Origin of the sequence: Pseudomonas sp. lyk4-R2A-10 (genome assembly GCF_030209075.1) — a bacterium.
Lineage (GTDB): Bacteria > Pseudomonadota > Gammaproteobacteria > Pseudomonadales > Pseudomonadaceae > Aquipseudomonas > Aquipseudomonas glycinae.
The window spans coordinates 1-26466 of record NZ_JARVSR010000015.1 but is presented as its reverse complement, the minus strand read 5'-3'; the positions used below and the strand labels follow the sequence as shown (position 1 = coordinate 26466).

Sequence of the window (26466 nt, the reverse complement as noted above, 5' to 3'; positions counted from 1 at the left end):
TGTCGGTGGGGATGAACAGACTTTATCGGGCCGTCGCTTGCCGCTACAGTGGCGCACAAGACACTCACCGGGAATTTTCCGCCAAATGCCTGATTCACCTGGATTGGTCGCGATTCTGGCCTACGATGGCCTCTGCACCTTCGAGTTCGGCATCGCCGTGGAGATCTTCGGCCTGGCCCGGCCGGAGTTCGATTTCCCGTGGTACGAGCACTGCATCGCCGCCGTCGATCAAGGCCCGATGCGCGCCATGGGCGGGATTCAGGTGCTCGCCGACGGTGGGCTGGAGTTGTTGGCGCAGGCGCGCACCATCATTATTCCCGGCTGGCGCGACCGAAATGCGCCGGTGCCGGACACCTTGCTTGAAGCATTGCGTGATGCCCATTCACGCGGCGCCCGTTTGCTGTCGATCTGCTCGGGCGTGTTTGTGCTGGCCGCCAGCGGCCTGCTCGACGGGCACGGCGCCACCACCCACTGGCGCTACACCACAGAACTGGCCGAGCGCTTCCCGGCCATTGATGTCGATCCGGATGTGCTTTACGTCGATTCCGGCCAGTTGATTACCTCGGCGGGCAGTGCGGCCGGGCTCGACGCCTGCCTGCACCTGGTAGCGCGGGACTTCGGCACCCAGATCGCCAACTCGGTGGCGCGGCGACTGGTGATGTCGCCGCAGCGTACCGGCGGTCAGGCGCAATTCATTCCGACGCCGGTCAGCCCGACGCCACGCAGCGATCTGTCGCGTGTGATGCAGTGGGCCCGCGAGCGCCTGCACGAACCGCTGGAAGTGCGCGATCTGGCCAGCGAAGCGGCGATGAGCGAACGCACCTTCCTGCGCAAATTCAGCGAGGCCAGCGGCCAGTCACCCAAGGCCTGGTTGCAACACGAGCGTCTGGCCCGAGCCCGGGAATTGCTGGAAAGCACGCCGCAGAACACCGAGCAGATCGCCCTGCGCTGTGGCTATCGCTCGGTGGAAAGCTTTCGTGTGGCGTTTCGCAGCGTGGTCGGGGTGCCGCCGTCGGTATATCGCGAGCGCTTTGGTCGTGAGGTCAAGGCTTGCGCAACAGATAAGTGTCCATGATCCAGCCATGTTCGACCCGCGCTGCCTTGCGCACCCGCTCGATCTCATCGGCAACGTCGCCGAGCTTGCCATGGATGAGGATTTCGTCCGGCGTGCCGAGGTAGGCGCCCCAGTAAATCTCGGTCTCCCGATCCGCCACCCGATGGTAGGAATCTTCGGCGTCGAGCATCACCACCAGGCTGTCCGTATCACCCACCTGCCCCGCCGTCAGGCGTCGGCCGGTGGTGATTTCAATCGAACGGCCGATGGTGTTCAAAGGCACCTTGTGCTGTGCCGCCAAGGCCTGAACGCTGGTGATGCCCGGAATGACTTCGAATTCAAACGCACATCGCCCCGAGGCCAGAATCGCCTGCAGGATGCGAATGGTGCTGTCGTACAACGCCGGATCGCCCCACACCAGAAAACCGCCGCACTGCCCGTCAGACAATTCGTCATTGATCAGGCGTTCGAAGGTTTGCTGCTTGGCGCGGTTCAGTTCATCGACGCTGGCGCTGTAGTCCACATCGCCGCGCTCGCGCTCCGGGCTGTGAGCTTCGGCGAAACGGTAGGTACGATCAGTAATGTAGCGTTCGCAGATTTCGCGACGCAGGTCGATCAACTTGTCCTTGCTCTGGCCCTTGTCCATCAGGAAAAACACGTCTACCTGGTTCAGCGCCTTCACCGCCTGCATCGTGATGTAGTCCGGGTTGCCGGCACCGATGCCGATCACCAGCAATCGCTTCATTGCTCTGCTCCTTCCACGCTCATGCCGGACAAGCGTAGCCGCCAGCGCCCGGCAAACCGCAGATCGACCGCCGCCAGCGGCTCGACATCAAGGCTGTGAAACGCCTCGCCCTGCACAACCTGCATCAATGCAGCGCGAATCACGAACGGATGGGTGACTGCCACCACGTGCCCCGGCGTGGCTTGCAGCGAAACCAGCCACGCCGCCGCCCGCTCACGCAGCTGCACCACCGACTCGCCTCCATGGGGTGCGGCGTGCGGATCTTCGAGCCAGGCTTGCAATGCCTCGGGTTCGTTCCGCTGCAAGTCCTTGATCGACTGACCTTGCCAGCGTCCCCAGTCGCAATCACGCAGGGCATGATCAATGTGTATTTCATGGCCAAACCACGCCGCCGTCTGGCGAGTGCGCAGTTCCGGGCCGCAAGTCAGACGGAATGTCTTGTCGAAACACGAAGCCAGCGAGCCGGACGGCGCCGTCTCTTCAACAGGTTCGTTCGTAGGAAAACACGCCAATTTTTGTGCGACTGTTCTGGCATGGCAGATCAATGTCAAACGGATGGTCTGCACGGGAAGTCACTCGGCTGGAAGACAGGACGGTCATCGGCGTAATCGCTGGTTAAGCGGCAATTGTGCCGTAAATCGGGAGCCTTCTGGCAAGTTGATTGGATGATCTGAGGGTGTGAAAGCGGCAATATCTGACACCGCTATGGGCAATGGACTACAAGACTGATCGACATCCGTGTAACCCTTACGTTACGGGCATCCCGCCCCATTTTGGGGCTTGGTTTAAACGCCGAAAAATTCGCTAGACATGTAGCGTCAGTTACATAAATACTGTTTTAACGGATTGTGAAGCGAATTCAACACCCCATCCAGCAGGAGCCCGGATGCCCCCTTTAAGAGACCTGATCACCGACCCCGGCCTTGACCTGACGCCGTCGGAGCGCAAAGTCGTTCGCGCCTTGCTCGATCAGTATCCACGCAACGGGCTTGGCCCGATGGCGCGCCTGGCCGAACATGCCGGCGTCAGCGATCCGACCATCGTGCGGCTGGTGAAAAAACTCGGCTTCGGTGGTTACGCCGAATTCCAGGACGCCCTGCTCAGCGACATGGACCATCGCCTGCGCTCGCCGCGCACTCTGTTGCAACCGCGCTCGCATCAGAACAAAGACGATGCCTGGAGCCATTATCTGGCTCATAGCCATAACCTGCTGGCCGAAACCCAGGCCCTGACCCAACCGGAAGATGTACGAATTCTGGCCGACTGGCTGCTCGACACCCGGCATCAGGTCTACTGCTTCGGCGGGCGCTTCAGCAGCCTGATGGCGACTTACCTGCTCAACCACTTGCGCCTGCTGCGCCCCGGCTGCTTTGCGCTGGAAGACAACGCGCAACTGCCCGATCGCCTGTTCGACCTGCAACGCCAGGACGTGGTGCTGGTGTTCGACTATCGCCGCTACCAGACCCAGGCCCTGCGCGTGGCGAGCGCGGCGAAGAACAGCAATGCTCGCGTCGTGCTGTTCACCGACATCTACGCCTCGCCGCTGCGCGAACTGGCCGACATGATCATCAGCGCACCGGTGGAGTCGGCTTCGCCGTTCGACACCATGGTCCCGGCGCTGGCTCAGGTTGAAGCGCTGATTGCCTGCCTGACCCTGCGCAGCCCGGACCTGGCCGATCGCCTGGAAGGCATCGATGCCCTGCGCAACGACTTCGACACCCATTTGCTGGAGGATAAATAAGGATGTTCAGCCTTCCCCATCGTTCGCCACGGGACCTGCCGTTTGCCACCGACCACACCGCCCTGTTGCTGGTGGACATGCAGCGCGCCTGGCTCGAGCCACAGTTCGACCCGCACCTCGAAGGCCCGGACGCCGCGTACTTCCTCAACCGCACGCGCTCGCAAGTGGTGCCCAATCAGGTTCGCCTGCTCAATGCCTTCCGCGACGCACGGCAGAACGTGCTGCACACCCTGATCGAAAGCCTGACCGCCGACGGCCGCGATCGCTCGCTGGATCACAAACTGTCGGACATGCACCTGCCCAAGGGCAGCCCGCAGGCACAGGTCATTGCCGAGCTGACGCCGGCGGAAAACGAAATCGTGCTGCCCAAGACCTCGTCCGGGGTCTTCAACTCGACCAACATCGACTACGTGCTGCGCAATCTGCAAACCCGCCACCTGATCATCGCCGGAATCGTCACCGACCAGTGCGTGGACATGGCCGTGCGTGACGCCGCCGACCGTGGCTACCTCGTCACCCTGGTGGCGGACGCCTGCGCGACGTACACCGAAGCACGCCACGACGCCTGTCTGAATGCGATCAAGGGCTACTGCTGGATCACTGACACCGACACCGTGCTCGGCCGGTTGCAGGAGATGCAGCCATGAGCGAACGCCTGTCACCGTTGCCGATGACCACCATCGTCACCACCGACCTGATCGGCGTTACCCGTGGCCGTTCGTTTCCCACCGATGAGCTGGAACACTATCAAGCCGCCGGTTGCGGCTGGGTGCCCGCCAACAGCGCGCTGACGCCGCAGGACATTATCGCTTCGACCAGTCCGTGGGGCGCTTATGGCGATCTGCGGCTGATTCCCGATCTGACCAGCCGCGTCACCGTCGGCAACGGCCCGGACGCCGCAGCGCCGGCGCTGGATTTCATCCACGGCGACATCCGCGAGACCGATGGCCGACCATGGGCGGCCTGCCCGCGCACCCTGCTGCGCAATGAGGTCGAGCGCTATCGCGATGAGCTTGGCCTGCAGATCAACGCCGCGTTCGAACACGAATTCAACCTGCACGCCGGGTTTGCCGAACATCTGGCCTTCTCGCTCGAAGCCCAGCGCCAAGGTGCGGAATTCGGTGGCTGGTTGCTCAGTGCGCTGCGCGCCGGTGGGGTCGAGCCGGAAATGTTCCTGCCCGAATACGGCAAGCATCAATACGAAATCACCTGCCGTCCGGCCCTTGGCGTGGCGGCGGCGGATCGCGCGGTCAACGTGCGCGAGATTACCCGCGAGATCGCCCGGCAGATGGGCCTGGACTTGAGCTTTGCACCGAAGACCGCCGCCGACGCGGTGTGCAACGGCGTGCACTTGCACGTCAGCCTGCTGGACCTGGCCGGTCAGCCGATTCTTTACGACGCCGGCACCAGCAATGGTCTGTCGACCCTGGGTCAGCACTGGGCGGCGGGCGTGCTGCATTACTTGCCGGCGCTGTGCGCGTTCACTGCACCGACGCCGGTGTCGTATGAACGCTTGCAACCGCACCACTGGAGCGCGTCCTACGCGTGCCTCGGACAACAGAATCGCGAAGCCGCGCTGCGTATCTGCCCGACCGTGAGCCTGGGCAACAAACCCGTGGCGAAGCAATACAACCTGGAATTCCGCGCCATGGACGCCACTGCCTCGCCGCATCTGGCAATGGCCGCGCTGCTGATCGCCGGACGCCTGGGCATCGAGCAACGTCTGGCGCTGAACGCGATCACCGATGAAATCCCCGATTCACTCAACGACGAACAACGCAAGGCTCGGGGCATCGTTGCCCTGCCCGCCTCTCTGGACCAGGCACTGGATTGCCTGCGTCGCAGTGAAGCGCTGGTCGAAGCGCTGCCAAGCGCGTTGCTCGAGACTTTTTTCGCCCTTAAAACCGAGGAACTGGCGCTGACGGAACAGCTCTCGCCCGCTGACCTTTGTGAGCACTATGCACGCCTGTACTGAATCCGTTGAGCTTGGGTTGTACACCCGACCGGTCTACAACCTGAGCCGTGAAGATTCGACGCACCCGCTGATTCTGGTGTGCGAACACGCCAGCCGCTACATCCCCGAGGCCCTGAACAATCTGGGCCTGGATGACACGGCGGCGCGCGAACACATAGCCTGGGACATCGGCGCCCTGGCGCTGGCCGAGCAACTGTCGGAGCAACTGGGCGCCACGCTGTTGAGCGCCAACTATTCGCGCCTGCTGATCGACCTCAACCGCCCTAGACATGCGCTCGACAGCATTCCGGCGCAGAGCGAGATCTATCAGGTGCCGGGCAACCGTGAGCTTGACGAGGCCACCCGCGAATACCGTCGCCAGAGCCTGTTCAAGCCGTTTCATACGCGGCTGCAGCAATTGATCGATGCACGTCTGGCCGAAGGTCGGCCGGTGCGGGTGGTAGGAATTCACAGTTTCACCCCGGTGTACTACGGCCAGCCGCGCGAGCTGGAAGTGGGCGTGCTGTTCGGTCAGGCCAGGGCCTATGCCCAGCGGATGCTTGAAGGGCTGGAACGACATCCGCTGAAAGTCGCCGGCAACCAACCGTACAAGATAGACCCGCTGGGCGACATGACCGTGCCGGTTCACGGCGATGCCCGGGGCCTGGAGTCGGTGCTGATCGAAGTGCGCAACGACCTGCTGCGCAGCCCGGAAGCGGTGACTCGCTGGGCGGATTATCTGGCTCCATTGCTGTAAGGATTGTTGTAACCACTGCTGACGCTGTAAACGACGGACCGATATAACAACTAAAACGACCGATTGGCTGACAAGGAGTTGCGCTTCATGGAAATAGAAGAGTTCGGCTACAAACAGGAGTTGAAACGTAGCCTGACACTGACCGATCTGGTGGTGTACGGGATGATCTTCATGATCCCCATCGCCCCGTTCGGCGTGTATGGCTACGTCAACGCCGAGGCACCGGGGATGGTGCCTCTGGCGTACATCATCGGCATGGTGGCGATGGTTTTCACCGCGCTGAGTTACGGCAGCATGGCCCGGGCCTTTCCGATTGCCGGATCGGTGTATTCCTACGCGCAACGGGGCTTGAATCAACATGTCGGTTTCATCGCCGGCTGGCTGATGCTGCTCGACTATCTGCTGATTCCGCCGCTGCTTTACGTCTACGCGGCGATGGCGCTCAACCACTTGTACCCGGACATCCCGAAGGTCGGGTTCATTCTGGCGTTTCTGGTCAGCGCGACCTTCGTCAACCTGCGCGGCATCACCTTTACCGCTCGCATGAACATTGTGTTCCTGCTGGCGCAACTCGTGGTGCTGGGGATTTTCCTGTTCTACGCCTGGAACGCTCTGCACAACGGTGGCGGTAACGGCCAGTTGACCCTCGCGCCGCTGTATCACCCGGAAACCTTCAACTTCGCCCTGCTGATGCAAGCGGTGTCGATTGCGGTGCTGTCGTTCCTCGGCTTCGATGCGATCTCGACCCTCGCCGAAGAGATCAAGGGCGACCCGGGCCGCAGCGTCGGCAAAGCGGCGCTGATCACCCTGGTGGTGATGGGGGTGATTTTCGTCGCGCAAACCTGGATCGCTACCGATCTGGCAGCCGGCATGGGCTTCAAGTCCGCCGATACCGCGTTCTATGAAATCGCCGAAATCGCTGCCGGCAGCTGGCTGGCGACCCTGACCGGTGTCGCTACCGCTTTGGCCTGGGGCGTGGCGGTAGCGATCACCTCGCAAGCAGCGGTCTCGCGCCTGCTGTTCGGCATGGCCCGCGACGGCAAGCTGCCGAAAGTGCTGGCCAAGGTGCACCCGAAACACAACACGCCGTACCTGAGCATTTATCTGGTGGCCGTGCTGTCTCTGGTGATCTGCTACCTGTTCATCAATTCGGTGGACACCCTGACCTCGCTGGTCAACTTCGGCGCCCTGAGCGGCTTCATGCTGCTGCACCTGACCGTGATCAATTACTACTGGCGCCGGCAGAAATCCGGACAGGTGATCCGTCACCTGATCTGCCCGGTGATCGGCTTCATCATCGTCGCGGCCATCATGTACAACATGGGCGTCGATGCACAGAAACTCGGCCTGATCTGGATCGCACTGGGTCTGGTGTACCTGTTCTTCCTGAACAAGCTCGGCGCCAGTACCGCGCTGCCTGACCCGAGCAACGGCTGACAAGAAAAAGAGCGGCGTCTGACAACAAATCAGGCGACCGCCGCTTTAACGCGTGGAAACCGACAGTGATAGTCAGGTTCGGCGAATGGGCCGAACCTTTTGATACAGGAGTGCATCCATGCTGGTCTTACGTCCAGTCGAGCCAAACGACCTGCCTCAATTGCAACAATTGGCGCGCGACAGCCTGGTGGGCGTCACGTCCCTGCCGGACGACAGCGAACGCCTGAGCGAAAAAATCGCCGCGTCCTGTGCTTCGTTCGACAGTGATGTCGCGGCTCAGGGCCCGGAGAATTACTTCTTCGTGCTCGAAGACCTGGACACACGCCGACTGGTCGGCTGCTCGGAGATCCTCGCCACCGCAGGTTTCAACGAGCCGTTCTACAGCCTGCGCAACCGCCACTTCACCAGTGCCTCGCGGGAGCTGAACATCGAGCACGGCGTGCCGGCGCTGTCGCTGTGTCACGACCTGAGCGGGCACACACTGCTGCGCGGTTTCCACATCGACGCGGCACTGGTGCGCACGCCGTTTTCCGAATTGCTGTCGCGGGCACGGCTGCTGTTCATCGCCGCCCACGCGCCGCGATTTGCCGAAGCGGTGATCACCGAAATCGTCGGCTACAGCGACGAGCAAGGCCATTCACCGTTCTGGGATGCGCTGGGCAAACATTTCTTCGACCTGCCCTACGTCGAAGCCGAGCGCCTGTGCGGCTTGCAGAGTCGTACGTTTCTCGCCGAACTGATGCCGCAATACCCGATCTACGTGCCGATGCTGCCGCAAGCCGCGCAGGACTGCATCGGCCGCATCCACCCGGACGGCCAGGAAGCTTTCGACATCCTCGAGCGCGAGGGTTTTGAAACCAACAGCTACATCGATCTGTTCGATGCCGGCCCGACCTTATATGCACGCACCGCCAACATCCGTTCGATCGCCCTTAGCCAGACAGCCAAGGTTCAGGAGGAACCCCTGATCGACGCTCGCGGTCGCTATCTGGTGAGCAACGATGCTCTGCATGGTTTTCGGGCGGTGGTCGCCGAGCTGGATTTCCAGCCCGGTCAGCCCCTGGCACTCGATCCGGCCCTGTGCGCGGCGCTCAACGTTCGCGCCGGCGGCACGATCCGGGTGATCGCCCTGTGAACCGCGCCCCTACCCAACGACAGTGCCCGAGCAGGCGCGCAAAAGGAGTTGCAGCATGATTGTCCGTCCGGTCCAAGTCAGCGACCTGCCAGCGTTGATGACGCTGGTGCAACAGGCCGGTCCGGGGTTCACCACCCTGCCCGCCAACGAAGATCGCCTGGCCCACCGGGTACGCTGGGCACAGCGCGCTTTCGCCGAACAGGTCGAGCGGGCCGATGCCGATTACCTGTTCGTGCTTGAGGACGACGAGCAGCGCGTGATCGGGGTCAGCGCCCTGGCCGGGGCCGTCGGCCTGCGTGAGCCCTGGTACAACTACCGGGTCGGGCTGACCGTCAGCTCGGCGCCGGACCTGGGTATTCAGCGGCAGATCCCGACCCTGTTCCTCAACAACGAACTGACCGGACAATCGGAACTGTGCTCGCTGTTCCTGCGCCACGATCAGCGCCACGGCAGCAATGGGCGTCTGCTGTCGCTGGGACGTTTGCTGTTTGTCGCCGAATTCCCGCACCTGTTCGGCGAGAAAATGATCGCCGAACTGCGCGGCAGTGCCGACGAACAAGGCTGTTCGCCGTTCTGGGACAGTCTCGGCCGGCACTTCTTCCAGATGGACTTCAGCCACGCCGACCACCTGTCCGGGCTGGGCAACAAGGCCTTCATTGCCGAACTGATGCCGCGCCAGCCGCTGTACACCTGCCTGCTCACCGAACAGGCCCAGGCCGTGATCGGTCAGGCCCACCCGAACACCGAGCCGGCACTGAAAATCCTCCAGTCCGAGGGTTTCGCTCACAAGGGCTATATCGACATCTTCGACGGCGGCCCGGTGATCGAGGCGCCGATTCGCAGCATCCGCACGGTGCGCGACAGCCTGGAGCTGACCCTGAGTATCGGCACGCCGGACGATCAGGCGCCGCTCTGGCTGATCCACAACCGCCGCCTGGAAAACTGCCGCATCACCGTCGCGCCGGGCCGCCGGGTCGGCAGCAGTCTGGTGATCGACCGCCTCACAGCCAAACGTCTGCAATTGCAGCCGGGCAACTCGGTGCGGGCGGTGCCGCTGCCCAATCAACAGCAGCAGGCAGTGGCGGCCTGAGCGCCTCTGCCTGCTGCAAGAAAGCCTGAACAGGATTTTCCTGGTTAACTTCCTCGTTAATTCGTCATGATCCTTGACCCATTGGCGTGATAGCCTTTTCACCTTCGGCGTTGACACCTTTGCTCAAGCCTTTCCATTCCTTTGTATTGGTGGAACTCGTATGACCAGGCTTTCTCATCAAGATTTGCGCCGTAACTTCCGTCAGCTGCTGGCTTCCGACACCTGCTATCACACCGCCTCGGTGTTCGATCCGATGTCCGCCCGCATCGCCGCTGACCTGGGTTTTGAAGTAGGGATTCTCGGCGGCTCGGTCGCCTCGTTGCAGGTGCTGGGCGCTCCGGACTTTGCCCTGATCACCCTCAGCGAATTCGCTGAACAGGCCACCCGCATCGGCCGCGTCGCCCAATTGCCGGTGATCGCCGACGCCGACCACGGCTACGGCAACGCGCTCAACGTAATGCGCACCATCGTCGAGCTGGAACGCGCCGGCGTCGCCGCGCTGACCATCGAAGACACCCTGCTGCCCGCTCAGTTCGGCCGCAAATCCACCGACCTGATCACCGTCGCCGAAGGCGTGGGCAAGATCCGCGCGGCACTGGAAGCCCGGGTCGATTCGGAAATGGCGATCATCGCCCGGACCAACGCCGGTATCCTGCCGAACCAGGAAATCATCAGCCGCACCAAGCAATACCAGGCCGCAGGCGCCGACGGTATCTGCATGGTCGGTATTCAGGACTTCGACCAGCTCGAACAGATCGCCGAGCACCTGACCGTCCCGCTGATGCTGGTGACCTACGGCAACCCGGCGCTGCGCGACGACAAACGCCTGGCCGAACTGGGTGTGCGCGTGACCATCGACGGCCACGGTGCTTACTTCGCGGCGATCAAGGCGACCTACGACAGCCTGCGCGAACAACGCCAGATCTTCACCCAGGCCTCGGATCTGAGCGCCACCGAACTGACCCACACCTACACCCAGCCTGAGGAATACATCCTCTGGGCCAAGGAATACATGAGCGTCAAAGAGTAACCTCGCACCACGCTACAAAGAGGCAGAGCGGCCCGACGCCATTACGAGTCCACTCGCATGGCGCCCGCCGCGAAACCGCTGCCTGCCGTTACCGTTTCGCCAACTCCATGATCATCCGCGACAACAGATAAATCCGCGGCGCCACGCTCTCCACCTCCGCGTATTCCTCCGGCGTATGAATGTTGCCGCCGACAATCCCGAACCCGTCCAGCGTCGGCGTCCCAACCCCGGCCGACAAACTGGCGTCCGCTGCCCCGCCGCTACCTTCTTCGGTCAACTTGCGGCCAATCTCACCGTAAATCCCCTGGGCCATCGCCATCAATCGATCCGACTCCGCCGTCTGCGGCATCGGCGGTAAGCCGCGTTGCAATGAAGTCTTCACTTCGGTCTCAGGGATCAGCTTGTCCTGGGACACCCGCGCCAGATCCTTCTCGATCCGGTCGAATTCTTCCGGCACCGCCGCCCGCACGTCAGCCCTGGCCGTGGCCTGATCCGGGATCACGTTGGTGCGGTCGCCCGCCTTGAGCACGGTGAAGTTGATGGTGGTTTTCTTGGCTTCGTCGCCGAGCTTGCCCAGTTGCAGGATCTGATGCGCCGCTTCCATCGCCGCGTTGCGCCCCAGTTCCGGTGCGACGCCGGCGTGAGCAGCTTTGCCCTTGACCTCCACCAGCGCAGTGGCGCTGCCCTTGCGCCACACCACCAGACCATCGGCCGGACGACCCGGTTCGAGGTTCAGGGTGACGTCGTGGAGTTTGGCGGTTTTCTTGATCAGATCGGTGGCGACGTCCGAGCCGGTTTCTTCACTGGCATCGAGCAGGAAAGTGATTTGCGCGAAGTCCTTGAAGTCGAGGTTCTTCAGGATTTTCAGCGCATAGATGCCGGCGACGATCCCGCCCTTGTCGTCCATCACGCCCGGCCCGTAGGCGCGACCGTCCTTGATGTGGAACGGTCGCTCGGCGGCTGAGCCTTCCTTGAACACCGTGTCCATGTGCGCCATCAGCAGGATTTTCGCCTTGCCGGTGCCTTTGAGCGTGGCGAGTACATGGTTGGTTTTTTCCGGGGTGTTGGGCACCAGTTCGATGGTGGCGCCGAGCTTTTTCAGCTCATCGATGGCGATGTCGCTGACTTGCTTGAGCCCCGGTTCATAGCCGGAACCGGAGTCGATATTGACCAGGCGCTCGAGCAGTTTCAGGGCTTCGGGTTGGTATTGCTCGGCGTCGGCCAGCACCTGTTTGTGCGGTTCGGCAAAGACACCGGAGGCTGCAAAAGTGAGGGACAGGCCGGCCAGCAGAGAACCACGGAATTTGAATGTCATGAATCAATCCTTGTTTCGTGTCGGGTACTGAACCGTACCTGACATCCGCCCAAGGCTCTATCCCCGATGCGACACCCGATCTGTTCAAACCGAATCGAATACCTCGCGGCGCGGGTTGTTATCGCTGCAGCAAATCACCCGGTTACGTCCGCCGGCCTTGGCTTCATACAGTGCCTGATCGGCGTCATCGAGCCAGCGCGTCGCGTCGCCGTGTGCCGGATCGAGCGCCGCCAGACCGATGCTCAGGCTGACTTTCAGCGCCGGGTTCTGTTCGTACACCAGAAAGGAAAAACGCTCACGCAACGCTTCCATCGCCTGCGCCGCATTGAACAGCGGCAAGTCCGGCAGGATCACGCAGAACTCGTCACCGCCGTAGCGCCCCGCCACATCGGCCATGCGCAGGTTCTGCTTGAGCATCTTGCTCAGTTGACGCAGAACGATATCGCCGGCCACGTGGCCGTAGGTGTCGTTGATCGCCTTGAAGTGGTCGATGTCGATCAGCGCAATCGCGGCACCGGTCTGCTGACGTTTGCAGCGTTCGAATTCGATTTCCAGTTGATCCTTCCAGGCGCCGTGATTGAGCAGACCGGTGAGGCTGTCGGTGCGGCTCAGGGCCAGAAGTTCACGTTTATGCAAGCCGAGGGTATAGGCCTGGCGAAAGCAGATCCAGCCCAGCGCCAGCGGATACAGCGTCAACAACGGCAGACAGGCATAAAGCTGTGCCGGTGTGGTCATCGGGACGAACGCCGGGGCAAATACCACCAGCCCGACACCGACACCAAGCAACTGCGCCGCCGTCCCGGCCAGCAGAAAACGCAAGCCGCCGATGGCAACGTTGTTCATCGCCATCATCGAAATGGTCGTGGCACTGGGCAAGGGATTGAAGTGCATGGCCGCCACCCAGAAGCCACCGAGAAAAGCATCGATCAACAGATTGCGGTGTTCGGCGTGGTAAGGAACCTTCGCCCGGCGGGCCCATTGATAAGCAAGGTGTGGCCAGACCAGGCCGTTGAACAGCATCAGCGCCCAGACCCAGGCGGGGGGATCGAGCGGGTACATCGCGACGCTCACGCACAAAAGCCCCAGGACCAGCCCGAGGATTCGCGATGCATAGAGCCTCCTGGCCAGTGAAAGTCCCTTTCCTCCCGTTCTTCCCATAAGGGCCTCGACCACTCGACGGTACTGCGCAGACCGCAGACCGGATGTGCTGGGAGTCTATCAGGGCAACGTTAAATAGCCATCACCGGCCAGCAGGCCGAATACCCCGTCATCAGCACCACACGGCAGGCAAATGATTGGCTATACATGAAAGGATGAAAATGGAAAAAAGACTCTAAGAAGGAGGCCCATGCAGACCTACCAAGTGTTGATCATCGGCAGCGGTTTTGGCGGCCAATGTGCGGCGGTCAATCTGCTCAAGGCCGGTATCGACGACTTTCGCTTACTGGAACGCCGGGACTTTTTCGGCGGCACCTGGTGCCAGAACACCTACCCCGGCGCAGCGGTGGATGTGCCGTCGCCGCTGTATTCCTTGTCATTTGCGCCTTATCGCTGGACGCAGATGTTCGCCGAACAGGCCGAACTGCACCGCTACACCGACCATGTAATCGAACGCTTCGGCCTGCGCGATCGGGTGGAACTGGAGGCCAACGTCGAACGCGTCGAATGGGACGACACCGAAAAACGCTGGGCCGTACACACTGGCACCAAAGGCATTTTTTATGCGCAGTTCCTGATCAATGCCACCGGGCCGTTGAGCCAACCGGTTATCCCACACTTCCCCGGTCAGGATCGCTTTCAGGGCAAGACCTTTCATACAAACAATTGGGATCACAGCTACGACTATCACGGTAAACGGGTAGCGATTGTCGGCAGCGGTGCCAGTGCGGCTCAGGTGATTCCGGCGATTGCACCGAAGGTCGCCCATTTGCATGTGTTTCAGCGCACCGCGCATTGGGTGCTGCCCCGGGCCGACCGTACATTCGGGCGGTTCCAGCGCTGGTTGCTGGGTCTGAAACCGGCCTACAAACTGCTGCGCTGGATGATCTACTGGCAATTCGAAACCCGGGTCATCGCCTTCAAATACTCGAAACCGGCGATTCACATGGTGCAGCGACACGCCCTGAAGTTTCTCAAGCGCCAGGTAACTGACCCCGAACTGCGGAAAAAACTCACACCGGACTTCACCATCGGCTGCAAACGGGTATTGGTCTCCAGTACCTACTATCCGGCGCTGACCCGGCCCAACGTCACGCTGCACAGCCGCGAACAGGGCATCGCCAGCCTCGACGAAACCGGCATCATCACCACGGACGGCCAGCACATCGACGTCGATCTGATCGTCTGGTCGACCGGTTACGACGCCACCGACGGCGTGATTTCCTACCCGGTCAGCGGAAAAAACGCCGTGCAACTGCGCGACGTGTGGGCGCAATACCCGCGCGCCTACCTCGGCACCAGCCTGCCGGACTTTCCCAACCTGTTTATCGTCACCGGGCCGAACACCGGCATCGGGCATACGTCGGCGCTGTTCATCATCGAATCGCAGATGAACTACATCCTCGACTGCATCCGCACCGTGCAGGCCAAAGGTCTGCGCAGCATCGAAGTTCGCCCCGAAGCAGAACGTACCTACACTCAGATGATTCACCGGGAAATGGAACGCACGGTCTGGAAAACCGGCGGCTGCCACAGTTGGTATCAAAGCAGGAGCGGTCATGTGATCGCGATGTTTCCCGGCTTCAGTTTCAGCTATCACCGGTTGACCCGGGCGCTGAAACCGGCCGACCACATTCTGTCTTGAACAAGGAAGACCCACGATGCTTTTGTTGTTTGTCGCCCTCGCGGTTTTCGTGGCCTGGAGCTGGTTGAGTTACCCGGCGGTCGGCCACTGGCTCTACGATCTGAGCGCGGCCCTGGAGGCCAGGCTGTACCGGTTACACAAGATCGAAGTGCCGATTGCCGAAATGACCGTGTCGACCTGGCAAGGCGGGCCTTATGAAGCGTCGAGCAGCATCTTGATGCTGCACGGCTACAGCGCCGAAAAGAACCTGTGGCTGCGCTTTGCCCGGCATTTTGTCGGGCAGTATCGGGTGATCATCCCGGACCTGGCCGGCCACGGTGAAACCGGCTTCAAGGCCGGCGGTGGCTACGATATTCCGGTGCAGGCCAAGCGCATGATCCAGTTGCTCGACGTCTGCGGCGTCGAGAAAGTCCACGTGATCGGCAATTCCATGGGCGGCTACATCGCCGCGTGGCTGGCGGCGACCTACCCGGATCGCATCGCTTCGGTAGCGCTGATCGACCCGGCGGGCGTCACTGCGCCCGAGCCCAGCGACATGGAGCGCCACCTGGCCCGTGGGCACAATCCGTTTCTGATCAATTCCCGGGAAGAATTCCGACGCTTTTATGCCATGACCATGGCCTCGCCACCGTGGGTGCCCGGCCTGGTGCTCGACGCGATCGCCCAGCGCTACGAACAATGCCGCGACGAACTGGAAGAGATCTTCCGCGATTTTCGCGCCAGCCCGCCGATGGAGCCGAAACTGCCGGACATCAAATGCCCGGCGCTGTTGCTCTGGGGCCGCAAGGACCGGTTGATCGACGTCAGCAGCGTGCCGGTGTGGAGCAAAGGCATCAGCAATTTGCGGGTCGATGTCTGGGATGGCGTCGGCCATATGCCGATGGTCGAGCAACCGTCGAACACGGCACGTCTGTATCGGGAGTTTCTGGGGGAGCATTCGCGTCAGGACAGGTAAACGGTCAGTCGTTGGCAGAATGAAGTCCGTAGGATTCTTCGTTTGCCCGCGTCGGCGAAGGCTGCGATCTTTTCCAACACCTTTTACGTGACCGTGCCAGGAATTTTTTTCATGACCGTGCAGCCTTTCGTCAGCCCCGACCTGATCCGCCAACGCTTCTCCAAAGCGATGTCCGACATGTACCGCGAAGAAGTGCCGCTGTACGGCGCGTTGATGGAATTGGTGGAACAGACCAACCGCGACGTGCTGGCACGCGAACCGCAGATCGCCAGCCAACTGCACAGCACTGGCGAAATCGAACGGCTGGACATGGAGCGCCACGGTGCCATCCGCGTCGGCACCGCCGCCGAGCTCGCCACCCTCGCCCGCCTGTTTGCGGTGATGGGCATGCAACCGGTGGGCTATTACGACCTGACCCCTGCCGGGGTGCCGGTGCATTCCACGGCGTTTCGCGCGGTGCATGAAGATGCGCTGCAGGTCAGCCCGTTCCGGGTGTTCACTTCGTTGCTGCGACTGGAATTGATTGAAGACCCCGAGCTGCGGGCCTTCGCGCAATCGGTGCTGGATAAGCGTTCGATCTTTACGCCATCGGCGCTAAGGTTGATCGAACAGGCCGAATCGGCTGGCGGTCTGGATGAATCCGAGGCCGGGGAATTTGTCCTGCAAGCGCTGGAGACTTTTCGCTGGCACCACAGCGCCACCGTCACTGCCGCGCAATACCAGACGCTCAGCGCCCAGCATCGCTTGATCGCCGATGTCGTGGCCTTCAAGGGCCCGCACATCAACCACCTGACCCCGCGCACGCTGGACATCGACATCGTCCAGGCACAGATGCCGCTGCATGGCATCACGCCCAAAGCGGTGATCGAAGGCCCGCCGCGCCGGCAGCATCCGATCCTGTTGCGTCAGACCAGTTTCAAGGCGCTGGACGAGCCGATCGCCTTCACCGACCAGACACAAACCCGCGGCAGCCACAGCGCCCGCTTCGGCGAAATCGAACAACGTGGCGCAGCGCTGACCCCCAAGGGCCGTGCGTTGTACGACCGCCTGCTGAACGCGGCGCGCGATGAACTCGGCGACTTCCCCAACGAAGCCAACGCCTCACGTTACAACGCGCTGATGACCCAGCATTTCAGCGAATTCCCTGACAGCCTCGAGGGCATGCGCGAGCAGGAACTGGCGTACTTCCGTTATTTCCTGACAGACAAAGTAGGTCGTCCCGCAGATGTAACGCTGCAAGGGTTATTACGCGACGGCTATGTGAAAGCCGAACCGCTGGTGTACGAAGATTTCTTGCCGGTCAGTGCGGCGGGGATTTTTCAGTCGAACCTGGGGGATGCAGCGCAGACGCACTATGGCGAACATTCCAATCGACAGGCGTTCGAGTTGGCCTTGGGGCGTTCGACCATTGATGAGTTGGGCCTGTATGCCAAAACCCAGCAACGTTCGATTGAGGAATGCCTCACTGCAATTGCCCGCTCCGCGTGAAAAGCGGCGATTGGCCATACTGCGCAAGAAGTTGCGCACTTGTTTCGTAAAAATGCTCACCAATTCCGCTGGAGGCCATGTGTTTCAAGGCCTCCAGCCAAGTGCGCAAGAAGTTGCGCAGTACTGCGCAACTTCTTGCGCACTTCGAGCCACCTGACTGATCAAAAAACGCTCAAAGCCGCGATCCAGAGCGGTGGAGTCCCCGGCTCCCGGGGACGTGGCAAAAGCTGGCACGCTCCTTGATAACAGTCAGGCACCCACCGGGCGATTTCGCCTCCCGGGCACCCTAACTTTATCCGCAAGGAGCACCTCCCATGGCAACACCAGCGTACATGTCGGTTACCGGCGAAAAACAAGGCCTGATCACTGCCGGCGCTTTCACCGCCGACTCCGTTGGCAACACCTACCAGGAAGGTCACGAAGACCAGGTCATGGTTCAGGCGTTCAGCCACGACGTGATCATCCCGCGTGACCCGCAATCCGGTCAGCCAACCGGTCAGCGCGTTCACAAGCCAGTGATCATCACCAAGGTCTACGACAAGGCTTCGCCTCTGCTGCAAGCCGCTCTGACCTCCGGCGAGCGCATGAGCGAAATCGTTATCCAGTGGTACCGCACTTCGGCTCAAGGTACCCAAGAGCACTACTACACCACCAAACTGGAAGACGCGATCATCGTCGCCATCAACAACAAAATGCACAACTGCCAGGATCCAGGCAACTCGCACTTCACCCACCTGGAAGAAGTGCAGTTCACCTACCGCAAAATCACCTGGACCCACGAAGTATCCGGTACTTCGGGTTCCGATGACTGGCGTGCTCCAGTCGTTTAATTACGGCTGATCGTTTCAAGCATCGGCCAGCTCTGCTGGTCGATGTTGTTTACGCCCCTCCAGAATTTCGCGTACGTTGACCCGCTTTGCGGGCGTCGACGAGCGCCGCTGTACAGCACGAGGAACAAGGGATGTTCGCGCCGGCCAATGAAACCCATTTTGCCCTGACCATCGAAGGTCTTTCCGCCGACTTTCAGGTGTTTACCCTGACCGGCCGGGAAGCCATCAGCCAGCCTTTCGTATTCGAGGTGGAGCTGGTCAGTGAGCAGCCGTCGCTGGACCTCGAAACCCTGCTGCACAAACCGGCCTTCCTGCAGCTGTCGCCCGACGGCAGCGGCATCCACGGCCTGATCTACCGCGCCGCGCAAGGCGATTCCGGCAAGCGCCTGACGCGCTACTCCGTGACCCTGCGCCCGCAACTGGCGTACCTCGCACACCGAATCAACCAGCGGATCTTCCAGAACCTCAGCGTGCCGAAAATCATCGGCAAGGTCCTCGAAGAACACGGCATCCAAGGCAACGCCTATGCCTTCCAGACCGGCTCGATCTACCCCGAGCGCATCTACTGCGTGCAATACGACGAATCGGACCTGCATTTCATCCAGCGCCTGTGCGAAGAAGAAGGCATTCACTACCACTTCCAGCACAGCGCCACGGGCCACAAACTGGTGTTCGGCGATGACCAGACGGTGTTCAAGAAACTGGCGCCGGTGGCCTATCAGCAGGACTCCGGCATGGTCGCCAGCGACCCGGTGATCAAACGCTTCGACCTGCGCCTGGAAACCCGCACCAGCCGCACCACCCGCCGCGACTACGACTTCGAAAAACCGCGCCTGACGCTGGAAAGCGAAAACCGCGGCGACGCCCTGCCCGACCTCGAGGACTACGATTACCCGGGCCGTTTCGTCGACCGCGAGCGCGGCAAGCACCTGGCCAAACGCGCCCTCGAACGCCACCGCAGCGACTTCCAGCTCGCCGAAGGCAAGAGCGACCAGCCGTTGCTGGTCAGCGGCCATTTCCTCGCGCTGAAAGAACACCCGAAGGCCAAGTGGAATGACCTGTGGCTGCTCACCGAAGTCCACCACGAAGGCAAACAGCCGCAGGTGCTGGAAGAGTCGGTGACCAGTGACACCACCGCGCTCAAAGACGATTTCCATCAGGGCTACCGCAACCGCTTCCAGGCCACCCCGTGGGACGTGCCGAACCGCCCGCCCCTGCGCCACCCGAAACCGCGCATCCTCGGCAGCCAGAGCGCCGTGGTCACCGGCCCTAAAGGTGAAGAAATCCACTGCGACGAATACGGCCGCGTCAAAGTCCAGTTCCACTGGGACCGCGACGGCCAGGCCGACGACAAGACCAGTTGCTGGCTGCGCGTGTCTTCAGCCTGGGCCGGCGCCCAGTACGGCGGCATCGCCATCCCGCGCATCGGCATGGAAGTGCTGGTCACCTTCCTCGAAGGCGACCCCGACCAGCCGCTGATCAGCGGCTGCCTGTACCACAAGGAAAACACCGTCCCGTACGCCCTGCCGGCGAATAAGACGCGCACCACCTTCAAGACCCTGAGCTCGATGGGCGGCGGCGGCTTCAACGAACTGCGCATCGAAGACAAGAAAGGTCAGGAACAGATCTTCCTGCACGCCCAGCGCGACTGGGACGAGAACATCGAACACGACCAGAAAATCCGCGTCGGCAACGAACGCCACGACGTCGTGGAAAAGAACAGCTACACGGAATTCAAGGCCGAAGAACACCACACCGTTTACGCAGACCGCAAAGTCGAAGCACGGGCCAACGACCACCTGACCGTGGGCGTGAACCAGCACATCAAGATTGGCACCGGGCAATTCATCGACGCCGGCCAAGAAATTCACCTGAGCAGCGGAATGAAAGTGGTGCTGGAGGCTGGGGCCGAACTGACGCTGGTCGGCGGTGGCAGCTTCATCAAGATCGATGGCGGCGGCGTGACCATGAGCGGGCCGGCGATCAACATCAACTCCGGCGGCGGACCAGGCAGCGGCACGGGTGCCGCCCCGTTGATGCCGGGCGTGCTGAAACAAGCAGATGCCGACAAGGCGGGCGCCGTGCTGACGCCGGCGCAAATCAACACCCTCAAACGTAATGCGCCGTTCTGCGAAGAGTGTGAAAAATGCAAGGCAGGTGCCTGTGCCATCTAATCGAATGACACCCAAGGATTGGCTGGCACAACAGCCGCTGCAAAAAGATGAGCGTCTGTATCTGGTCATCAGCGCCGCGAGCGATGCCGAAGCGCTCAAAGCCTTGTATCAGAGCGAACCGTCCGTGCAGGCCATTCCCGTCTGGGGTGGAACGCCCTACTCCACCTGGCAACCGGTGATGCCATACGTCGCCGAACTCAAGGCCAACTCGGCCTTCCTGCCCTGGATCACCGAAACCGACGCCCTCGACTGGGGCTGGCTAGCGGTCTCCCGCTCGGAACCCAACGAAGTCTTCGAACACCTGCGCAGCCTGACCCAAGTGAAGATGCCGGACGGGACCGAGGTGTTTTTCCGGTTCTGGGATGGGCGGCATATCTATCCGATTCTTGAAGGGTTGGGTGAGACGGCTGGGGAAGTGCTGCCGGTGTTTGAGCGGTATCTGATTAATGGGCGGAGCCTGGAAGTCGGGCCGAGGGTGGTGCCGAAGGCGAAGGATTGGCCGTGGTGGGAGGTGCCGAAGAAGTTGCTGGATCAGTTGGCGAAAGAAGATCACACGACGCTGGTCGGCAACTTGATGCAATGGCTCGAAGAAGCACGCCCGGACCTCTACAGCGCGTGGCCCGAGAACAACCTGAAACTGAAAATCACCCGTTTCGTACGTCGCCCGGATGCTCCGGACAACCTTAAAGAAGCACTGTTAAACCACCTGATTCTGGAGCAAGGCTGATGGATCGCGTTGCCTTTGTTGACAACCAACTGAACACCTTCAAGGACAGTCTGAAGCTGTATCAGGAACAGACCAAAACCTGGTACGCCAGCGTCGCCGACAAAGCCAGCCGGGCGGCTGATTTCCCTTCCCTGCTGGGCATGGAGCGAGTGATCAAGGTTGGTGACACCAGCAAGTCGGTGAGCATGACCGACGGCGACTTCACTTCGAACGTGGCTCAGTGCCCTTTGAAGGGTCCGCTGCTGATCGAGAGCAAGTTCGAATCGGTTTATGACATACCTGTAGGCGATATCGAAGTCGAGATCGTCGCGGTGGAAGGTGGTGCAGTCAGCAAGGTCAAACTCGATCAACAAGGTAAAGCCAGCTGGACCGGTGGGATTCCCGGCAAGTTCTACAAGATCCGTGTTCACAACGAAGTGACACCCGCGCAGATCGACGCTCTGTTCAGCTCCTACAGCGGCGTGACAGCAGACCTCGAAGGTTTCCTGCGCAAGGAGTGGGCCGGGTTCAAACCACAGTGGTCGAACCTGTCGGCTTCGGGCACTGCGATGGCGATCGGCAACGGCATTCTTGAAGGTGGCTGGGAGGCCATCAAAGGCGTGTGGGATGGCATCAGTCTGGTGCTCGACATTCTGCAAGACCCCAAGAAGTTTGCGAATGATCTCGGTGCCGGCGTCCAGGACCTGATCAAAGTCGCCCAAAGCTCGCCAGACATCATGAAAAAAGCCATGTTGCTGGCCAGCGACGAAGCCGCTTTGTTCCTGCTGGTACGCAGTGCCGTGATCTGGCTGGCAGGCTTGCCGCCAATGAAGATGGCCGGCGACGTTGCGAAGATGACCACGGCCATTGTCGTCGGCATCGCGATCGACATCGTGATTGGCGTGGTACTGACGATTGCAGCTGAAGGCACAGGGGTTATCTACCTCGCCGCCCGACTGAAGAAGTACGGTGAGCTTGTCATCAACGCTGTCACCAGCTTCGTGAAGTCGCTGTTCAAGATCATCAATGGCTTTATGGAGTACGTTGCCAAATACACTGCCGTTGCGGCACGTGGGGTGACGGCGAAGGTGAGAAACGGCATCTCGGAGTTGCGTTTCGACGGTAAGCGAGTGACAACCGTCGAAGCACCAAAAGCCCATCACGACGCGCCTGCACAATCCAAGACGCCTGACGAAAAAAGTGCAACTTGCGCTAAAAACACATGCACGAATGGTTGCCCGGTTTCGATGGTGACCGGCGAAGAACTGCTGACACTAACTGATGGGGAACTGGATGGTATTTTGCCATTTTCCTGGACTCGTCTTTATCGCACTAGCGCAGCAGAAATCGATTGTGGCCTTGGCTATGGCTGGAGTCATGCGCTGGCACAACGGGTTGACGTCAACAATGATGAAGTAGTCTGGACTGACCACGAAAATCGAGTTATCACTTTCCCGCTGCCGAGCCTGCAACGTCCAGCAATAACAAACAGCCTTTCTGAAGCTGCAATTTTTATTGGTGATGATCCCTCTGAGCTCATCCTGGCTCAGGCTGGCGAACGCTCCCAGTTTTATCATTTCCGCTACAACCGTACCGGCGCAACACTGATTGCTGTCAGCGACGCGTATGGAAACAGGCTGCATATCACTCGCGATATCCATGGCCGCATCAAGCGAGTCGATAACGGTGCAGGTCGCGCGTTGCTTCTGCGGTATGACCGCAAACACATCGTAGCCATCGAATATCAGCAATTCATCCCAGCAGACAATCTGGAAGATGCATGGAGCACAATCCAGACCATAGTTGCTTACAGCTACGACTCAGAACATCGACTGATCGCGGCAAAAAACGCAGCAGGTGAAACGGAGCACTACGCATACAACGCTCAGAACGTCATCCTAGAACGGCGCCTGGCTGGTGGCGCCATCTTTTACTGGGAATGGGAAAAGGAAGGTAAATCTGCTAGGTGCATCCATCACTGGGCTAACTTTTCGCAAATGGACACGCACTACGCTTGGGATGATAAAGGTAGTGTCACTGTCACCAATGCGGACGGCAGTGAAGAGGTCTACACCCACGATGACAAAGCACGACTGGTCGCCAAAGTTGATCCTGACGGTGCTGAAAATCTCAAAGCCTATGATGACAAGGGTCGTTTGGTCGCAGAGCAGGATCCTTTAGGTGCAATTACTGAATTCCATTACAACGAAACCGGGCGACTGATTGCGGTTATTCCTCCAGAGGACGAACCCACCGGCTATGAGTACAGCCACGGATTCGTAAGCAAAGTCAGTCGCGGAAAAGCCACTTGGAAGTACCAACGCAACAACCAGGGCGATGTAACGCAGCAGACTGATCCAGATGGCAACACGACCCACTACAGTTACGACAACCGGGGACGACTGCTGGAAATCAGTCACCCCGACGGTGGCCGTCATCAATTGGGCTGGAACAACCTTGGCCAATTATTGGAGGAGCGCCTCCCTGACGGTGGTCAGCGTAAATATCGCTACGACGCACTCGGTCGGCAAATCACGCGCCAAGATGAGTCCGGCCAGATTACCCAGTATCAGTGGGATGCCGCTAACCGACTCTCGCAGATTACCCTGCCAGGTGGAGCCACTCGCGCTTATACCTATAACCCATATGGGCGCGTCACTGCCGAACGCGACGAACTCGGCCGCGTCACCCGCTACGAATATGCCGACAACCTGCACCTTGTCAGCCGTCGCATCAATCCTGACGGCAGCCAGCTGCGCTACCGCTACGACAACTCGCGCCTGCTACTGACCGAAATCGAAAACGAGCGTGGCGAGCATTACCACCTCGACTACTTCCCGAATGGCCTGATCCAGCAGGAAACCGGCTTCGACGGTCGTCGCACTGCGTACGAATACGACCTCAATGGCCAGTTGCTGAAGAAAACCGAATTCGGCGATGACGGCAGCGAGTTGGTGACTGAATACCAACGCGACGCCGCGGGCAGACTGCTGGTGAAAACTCTTCCCGATGGCGAAGAAATCCACTACAGCTACGACGCCCTCGGTCGCTTGGTCAATGTCGACGACGGACACTGGCCGCTCGCCTACGAATACGACCTGCAAGATCGCCTCGTCACCGAACACCAGGGCTGGGGCACCTTGCGTTATGAGTACGACAGCGTCGGCCAGCTCAAGCACTGTCGCTTGCCCGATGGCAGCAAACTCGATTACCGCCATCAACCCGGCGGTATGCTCAGCGGTATCGACCTCAACGGCTCACGCCTGACGTCTCACCAATTCAGCGGTGGTCGCGAACAGCAGCGCCAGCAAGGCCTGCTGCTGAGCCAGTATCAATATGACGAACAGGGCCGCTTGCAGGCCCACAGCGTCAGCCAACGTGAAAAAAACCTGTTCCAGCGCCGCTACAACTACGACGCAAACGGCAACCTCGCCGGCATCGACGACAGCCGCAAAGGCAACCGCAGCTACCACTACGATCCGCTCGATCGCTTGATCAGCGTTCGTGGCGCTACGCCGGAAAGCTTTGCTCATGATCCGGCCGGTAACCTGCTCGGCCAGAACAACGAAGGCACAGCCAACCTCGCCAACGTAAAAGGCAACCGTCTGCTGATGCAAGGCGACCGCCACTACGACTACGACGCGTATGGCAACCTGATTCGCGAACGTCGCGGCACCGGACAGAAACTTGTCACCGAATACCGCTACGACTCCCAGCATCGACTGATCGGTGTCAGCCTGCCGGGCGGCAGCACTGCATCCTACAAATACGACGCCTTCGGTCGTCGCATCGAGAAAACCGTCGATGGCCAAACCACCGAGTTCTTGTGGCAAGGCGAACGCCTGATCGCTGAAAGCGGTGACAACCGCTATCGCACCTACATCTACGAATCTGGCAGCTTCCGCCCGCTGGCGATGCTCGACGGGGAAGGCCCGCGTAAGGCAACGCCGTTCTACTACCAGCTCGATCATCTGGGCACACCGCAGGAACTCACTGACTACAGTGGCGAAATCGTATGGTCAGCGAAGTACCGCGCCTACGGTAACCTGGCTGCGCTGGACGTCAGCGAAATCGATAACCCGTTGCGGTTCCAGGGTCAGTATTTCGATGCAGAGACAGGGTTACATTACAACCGGCACCGCTACTACAATCCGGGGACTGGCCGTTTTCTGACACCGGATCCGATCAAGCTTGCGGGTGGGTTGAATAGCTACCAGTACGTACCTAACCCTACGGGTTGGGTGGATCCGTTGGGTCTGGATTGCAAACCAGGCCAATGCCCAGATGCAGAACCGCCTAAGAAATGGACTGAAAAATCGGTATTTAATAAGTACCCTGAAAAAACAGTTATCAAGACCTCTGGGCCAGAAGAACAAGCAGCATTCCTACAGGAACACCTTCCCGGCCTGCCCAAGGAACAAGCTCAAATGATTCTTGAAGACTCTTATAAAAAGGGAACCTCAGTAGTCATTGGAGGAAGTAGGGTACGAGGTGACAATTTGCCGGGTAGCGATTTAGATGTTGGTTTCGGCCACCTCAATGCAAACCAAGCTGGTAAACATGTGAAAGCACTGGAAGGGAAATTTGAGGGCCGAGAGGGTTTCCTTTCTCTTGAGAAAACTCGAATCGTGCCAGGAAACAAAACCGCTAATATTGAAGAAATAAAATCACCAGAAGAATTTTTCCAGCGTTCAGGAACTCGCTCAGGTCTTGATCCGAAAGCTGGACAAGAGTACAAGCCATCTGGATCTATTACATTGGAAAAAGATGGAACAATCACTTTACTTCCACCAGGGACAACCCCATGAAATTCACATCAGAAGGTGAGGTAATCAATCCATGCTCTGTCGGATATCGAAGTCTAGGATTTGGCGAATCGACAAACTTACAAACAAAAAATTACGAATTGACAGTTGAATTCAACGAATTACCTGACAGCTTTATAAAATGCGCCGACTCATTTATTGAACAGTGTAAAATTGACGACACAGAACAAGGACACCCAGAAATACCTGAACTTGAAGAGCTGCAATACCCAGACTTTTTAGAGCTAATTCAAAAAAACCCAAAACAAGCCACCGAACTAATAAAAAACTACCTGTATTTCGATCTATTATTTTCATTATTCCCAAACACCAACAATCTAAAAATAGTAATAAATAATATAAATAGCATCAGCACAACCACAACAGGAATAGCAATATCCGGAGAAACTTTCCCTTTCAAGTCTTAAATCAAACAAGGGGGGGGGG

The 26466-nt window shown here is 59.8% G+C and carries 21 protein-coding genes; 17 read left to right on the top strand and 4 right to left on the bottom strand.

Going from position 1 to position 26466, the window contains the following annotated elements; all coding sequences use genetic code 11:
- Positions 1-85: 85 nt before the first annotated feature.
- Positions 86-1075 (top strand): transcriptional regulator FtrA, encoded by a 990-nt coding sequence (ftrA, locus tag QRN46_RS25230; RefSeq protein ID WP_285357971.1) that lies wholly within the window; start codon positions 86-88, stop codon positions 1073-1075.
- Here the strand turns inward: ftrA and cobF are convergent.
- Complete coding sequence (gene cobF, locus QRN46_RS25225) at positions 1044-1799, bottom strand: precorrin-6A synthase (deacetylating) (RefSeq protein WP_201817543.1); 756 nt, start codon at positions 1797-1799, stop codon at positions 1044-1046. The genes ftrA and cobF overlap by 32 nt on opposite strands.
- Positions 1796-2365, bottom strand: coding sequence for a histidine phosphatase family protein (locus tag QRN46_RS25220; protein WP_201817544.1), 570 nt, complete (start codon positions 2363-2365; stop codon positions 1796-1798). The genes cobF and QRN46_RS25220 overlap by 4 nt, the downstream gene beginning before the upstream one ends.
- Positions 2366-2685: 320 nt before the next feature.
- Between QRN46_RS25220 and QRN46_RS25215 the strand changes: the two genes are divergently transcribed.
- From QRN46_RS25215 to QRN46_RS25180, 8 genes are all read left to right on the top strand, one after another.
- Positions 2686-3540 (top strand): MurR/RpiR family transcriptional regulator, encoded by an 855-nt coding sequence (locus QRN46_RS25215; RefSeq protein ID WP_011333500.1) that lies wholly within the window; start codon positions 2686-2688, stop codon positions 3538-3540.
- A gap of 2 nt (positions 3541-3542) precedes the next feature.
- Entirely contained in the window at positions 3543-4187 is a 645-nt protein-coding gene (locus QRN46_RS25210; RefSeq protein WP_201817545.1) for a cysteine hydrolase family protein, read from the top strand.
- Positions 4184-5515 (top strand): type I glutamate--ammonia ligase, encoded by a 1332-nt coding sequence (locus QRN46_RS25205; RefSeq protein WP_011333498.1) that lies wholly within the window; start codon positions 4184-4186, stop codon positions 5513-5515. The genes QRN46_RS25210 and QRN46_RS25205 overlap by 4 nt, the downstream gene beginning before the upstream one ends.
- Complete coding sequence (locus tag QRN46_RS25200) at positions 5499-6251, top strand: N-formylglutamate amidohydrolase (RefSeq protein WP_041475206.1); 753 nt, start codon at positions 5499-5501, stop codon at positions 6249-6251. Before QRN46_RS25205 ends, QRN46_RS25200 begins: the two co-directional genes overlap by 17 nt.
- An 87-nt stretch (positions 6252-6338) precedes the next feature.
- The gene (locus QRN46_RS25195; protein ID WP_011333496.1) at positions 6339-7688 is read left to right on the top strand and encodes an APC family permease; all 1350 of its coding nucleotides are present in this window, start codon (positions 6339-6341) and stop codon (positions 7686-7688) included.
- Between the two features lie 118 nt (positions 7689-7806).
- The gene (locus tag QRN46_RS25190) at positions 7807-8823 is read left to right on the top strand and encodes an arginine N-succinyltransferase (RefSeq protein WP_011333495.1); all 1017 of its coding nucleotides are present in this window, start codon (positions 7807-7809) and stop codon (positions 8821-8823) included.
- 55 nt (positions 8824-8878) lie between these two features.
- Positions 8879-9913: an arginine N-succinyltransferase gene (gene astA / locus QRN46_RS25185; protein ID WP_011333494.1), complete on the top strand. Its 1035-nt coding sequence runs from the start codon at positions 8879-8881 to the stop codon at positions 9911-9913.
- 160 nt (positions 9914-10073) lie between these two features.
- A complete protein-coding gene (locus QRN46_RS25180; protein ID WP_007956238.1) occupies positions 10074-10943 on the top strand; it encodes an oxaloacetate decarboxylase in 870 nt (289 codons plus the stop codon).
- A gap of 88 nt (positions 10944-11031) precedes the next feature.
- On the opposite strand, the gene QRN46_RS25175 is transcribed toward QRN46_RS25180, so the two are convergent.
- A complete protein-coding gene (locus QRN46_RS25175) occupies positions 11032-12258 on the bottom strand; it encodes a M20/M25/M40 family metallo-hydrolase (RefSeq protein WP_201817553.1) in 1227 nt (408 codons plus the stop codon).
- Positions 12259-12342: 84 nt separating this feature from the next.
- Positions 12343-13416, bottom strand: coding sequence for a diguanylate cyclase (locus QRN46_RS25170; protein WP_201817566.1), 1074 nt, complete (start codon positions 13414-13416; stop codon positions 12343-12345).
- Positions 13417-13606: 190 nt separating this feature from the next.
- Here QRN46_RS25170 and QRN46_RS25165 point away from each other — a divergent pair, with 190 nt between their 5' ends.
- The 8 genes from QRN46_RS25165 (at position 13607) to QRN46_RS25130 (ending at position 26447) form a co-directional block, all read left to right on the top strand.
- Positions 13607-15061, top strand: coding sequence for a flavin-containing monooxygenase (locus tag QRN46_RS25165; RefSeq protein ID WP_011333490.1), 1455 nt, complete (start codon positions 13607-13609; stop codon positions 15059-15061).
- Positions 15062-15077: 16 nt separating this feature from the next.
- Positions 15078-16016 carry an alpha/beta fold hydrolase gene (locus tag QRN46_RS25160; RefSeq protein WP_011333489.1) on the top strand — a complete coding sequence of 313 codons (939 nt, stop codon included), beginning with the start codon at positions 15078-15080 and terminating at the stop codon, positions 16014-16016.
- A 111-nt stretch (positions 16017-16127) separates the two neighbouring features.
- The gene (gene hglS / locus QRN46_RS25155; RefSeq protein ID WP_221615706.1) at positions 16128-17504 is read left to right on the top strand and encodes a 2-oxoadipate dioxygenase/decarboxylase HglS; all 1377 of its coding nucleotides are present in this window, start codon (positions 16128-16130) and stop codon (positions 17502-17504) included.
- 314 nt (positions 17505-17818) lie between these two features.
- Complete coding sequence (locus tag QRN46_RS25150; RefSeq protein ID WP_003226246.1) at positions 17819-18334, top strand: Hcp family type VI secretion system effector; 516 nt, start codon at positions 17819-17821, stop codon at positions 18332-18334.
- Positions 18335-18465: 131 nt separating this feature from the next.
- Positions 18466-20508, top strand: coding sequence for a type VI secretion system Vgr family protein (locus QRN46_RS25145; protein WP_011333487.1), 2043 nt, complete (start codon positions 18466-18468; stop codon positions 20506-20508).
- Positions 20509-20512: 4 nt separating this feature from the next.
- Complete coding sequence (locus tag QRN46_RS25140; RefSeq protein ID WP_489105442.1) at positions 20513-21235, top strand: DUF4123 domain-containing protein; 723 nt, start codon at positions 20513-20515, stop codon at positions 21233-21235.
- The gene (locus QRN46_RS25135) at positions 21235-26022 is read left to right on the top strand and encodes an RHS repeat-associated core domain-containing protein (protein ID WP_285357954.1); all 4788 of its coding nucleotides are present in this window, start codon (positions 21235-21237) and stop codon (positions 26020-26022) included. The genes QRN46_RS25140 and QRN46_RS25135 overlap by 1 nt, the downstream gene beginning before the upstream one ends.
- A complete protein-coding gene (locus QRN46_RS25130) occupies positions 26019-26447 on the top strand; it encodes a hypothetical protein (protein ID WP_285357952.1) in 429 nt (142 codons plus the stop codon). The genes QRN46_RS25135 and QRN46_RS25130 overlap by 4 nt, the downstream gene beginning before the upstream one ends.
- Positions 26448-26466 lie beyond the last annotated feature (19 nt).

Excerpts from the sequence above, each read along its gene's own strand:
- QRN46_RS25180 (WP_007956238.1), top strand. The coding sequence starts at position 10,074 with ATGACCAGGCTTTCTCATCAAGATTTGCGCCGTAACTTCCGTCAGCTG.
- QRN46_RS25195 (WP_011333496.1), top strand. The coding sequence starts at position 6,339 with ATGGAAATAGAAGAGTTCGGCTACAAACAGGAGTTGAAACGTAGCCTG.
- QRN46_RS25140 (WP_489105442.1), top strand. The coding sequence starts at position 20,513 with ATGACACCCAAGGATTGGCTGGCACAACAGCCGCTGCAAAAAGATGAG.
- QRN46_RS25130 (WP_285357952.1), top strand. The coding sequence starts at position 26,019 with ATGAAATTCACATCAGAAGGTGAGGTAATCAATCCATGCTCTGTCGGA.
- QRN46_RS25190 (WP_011333495.1), top strand. The coding sequence starts at position 7,807 with ATGCTGGTCTTACGTCCAGTCGAGCCAAACGACCTGCCTCAATTGCAA.
- hglS (WP_221615706.1), top strand. The coding sequence starts at position 16,128 with ATGACCGTGCAGCCTTTCGTCAGCCCCGACCTGATCCGCCAACGCTTC.
- QRN46_RS25200 (WP_041475206.1), top strand. The coding sequence starts at position 5,499 with ATGCACGCCTGTACTGAATCCGTTGAGCTTGGGTTGTACACCCGACCG.
- QRN46_RS25150 (WP_003226246.1), top strand. The coding sequence starts at position 17,819 with ATGGCAACACCAGCGTACATGTCGGTTACCGGCGAAAAACAAGGCCTG.
- ftrA (WP_285357971.1), top strand. The coding sequence starts at position 86 with ATGCCTGATTCACCTGGATTGGTCGCGATTCTGGCCTACGATGGCCTC.
- QRN46_RS25215 (WP_011333500.1), top strand. The coding sequence starts at position 2,686 with ATGCCCCCTTTAAGAGACCTGATCACCGACCCCGGCCTTGACCTGACG.
- QRN46_RS25145 (WP_011333487.1), top strand. The coding sequence starts at position 18,466 with ATGTTCGCGCCGGCCAATGAAACCCATTTTGCCCTGACCATCGAAGGT.
- QRN46_RS25165 (WP_011333490.1), top strand. The coding sequence starts at position 13,607 with ATGCAGACCTACCAAGTGTTGATCATCGGCAGCGGTTTTGGCGGCCAA.
- QRN46_RS25205 (WP_011333498.1), top strand. The coding sequence starts at position 4,184 with ATGAGCGAACGCCTGTCACCGTTGCCGATGACCACCATCGTCACCACC.
- cobF (WP_201817543.1), bottom strand. The coding sequence starts at position 1,799 with ATGAAGCGATTGCTGGTGATCGGCATCGGTGCCGGCAACCCGGACTAC.
- QRN46_RS25210 (WP_201817545.1), top strand. The coding sequence starts at position 3,543 with ATGTTCAGCCTTCCCCATCGTTCGCCACGGGACCTGCCGTTTGCCACC.
- QRN46_RS25175 (WP_201817553.1), bottom strand. The coding sequence starts at position 12,258 with ATGACATTCAAATTCCGTGGTTCTCTGCTGGCCGGCCTGTCCCTCACT.
- QRN46_RS25135 (WP_285357954.1), top strand. The coding sequence starts at position 21,235 with ATGGATCGCGTTGCCTTTGTTGACAACCAACTGAACACCTTCAAGGAC.
- astA (WP_011333494.1), top strand. The coding sequence starts at position 8,879 with ATGATTGTCCGTCCGGTCCAAGTCAGCGACCTGCCAGCGTTGATGACG.
- QRN46_RS25170 (WP_201817566.1), bottom strand. The coding sequence starts at position 13,416 with ATGGGAAGAACGGGAGGAAAGGGACTTTCACTGGCCAGGAGGCTCTAT.
- QRN46_RS25160 (WP_011333489.1), top strand. The coding sequence starts at position 15,078 with ATGCTTTTGTTGTTTGTCGCCCTCGCGGTTTTCGTGGCCTGGAGCTGG.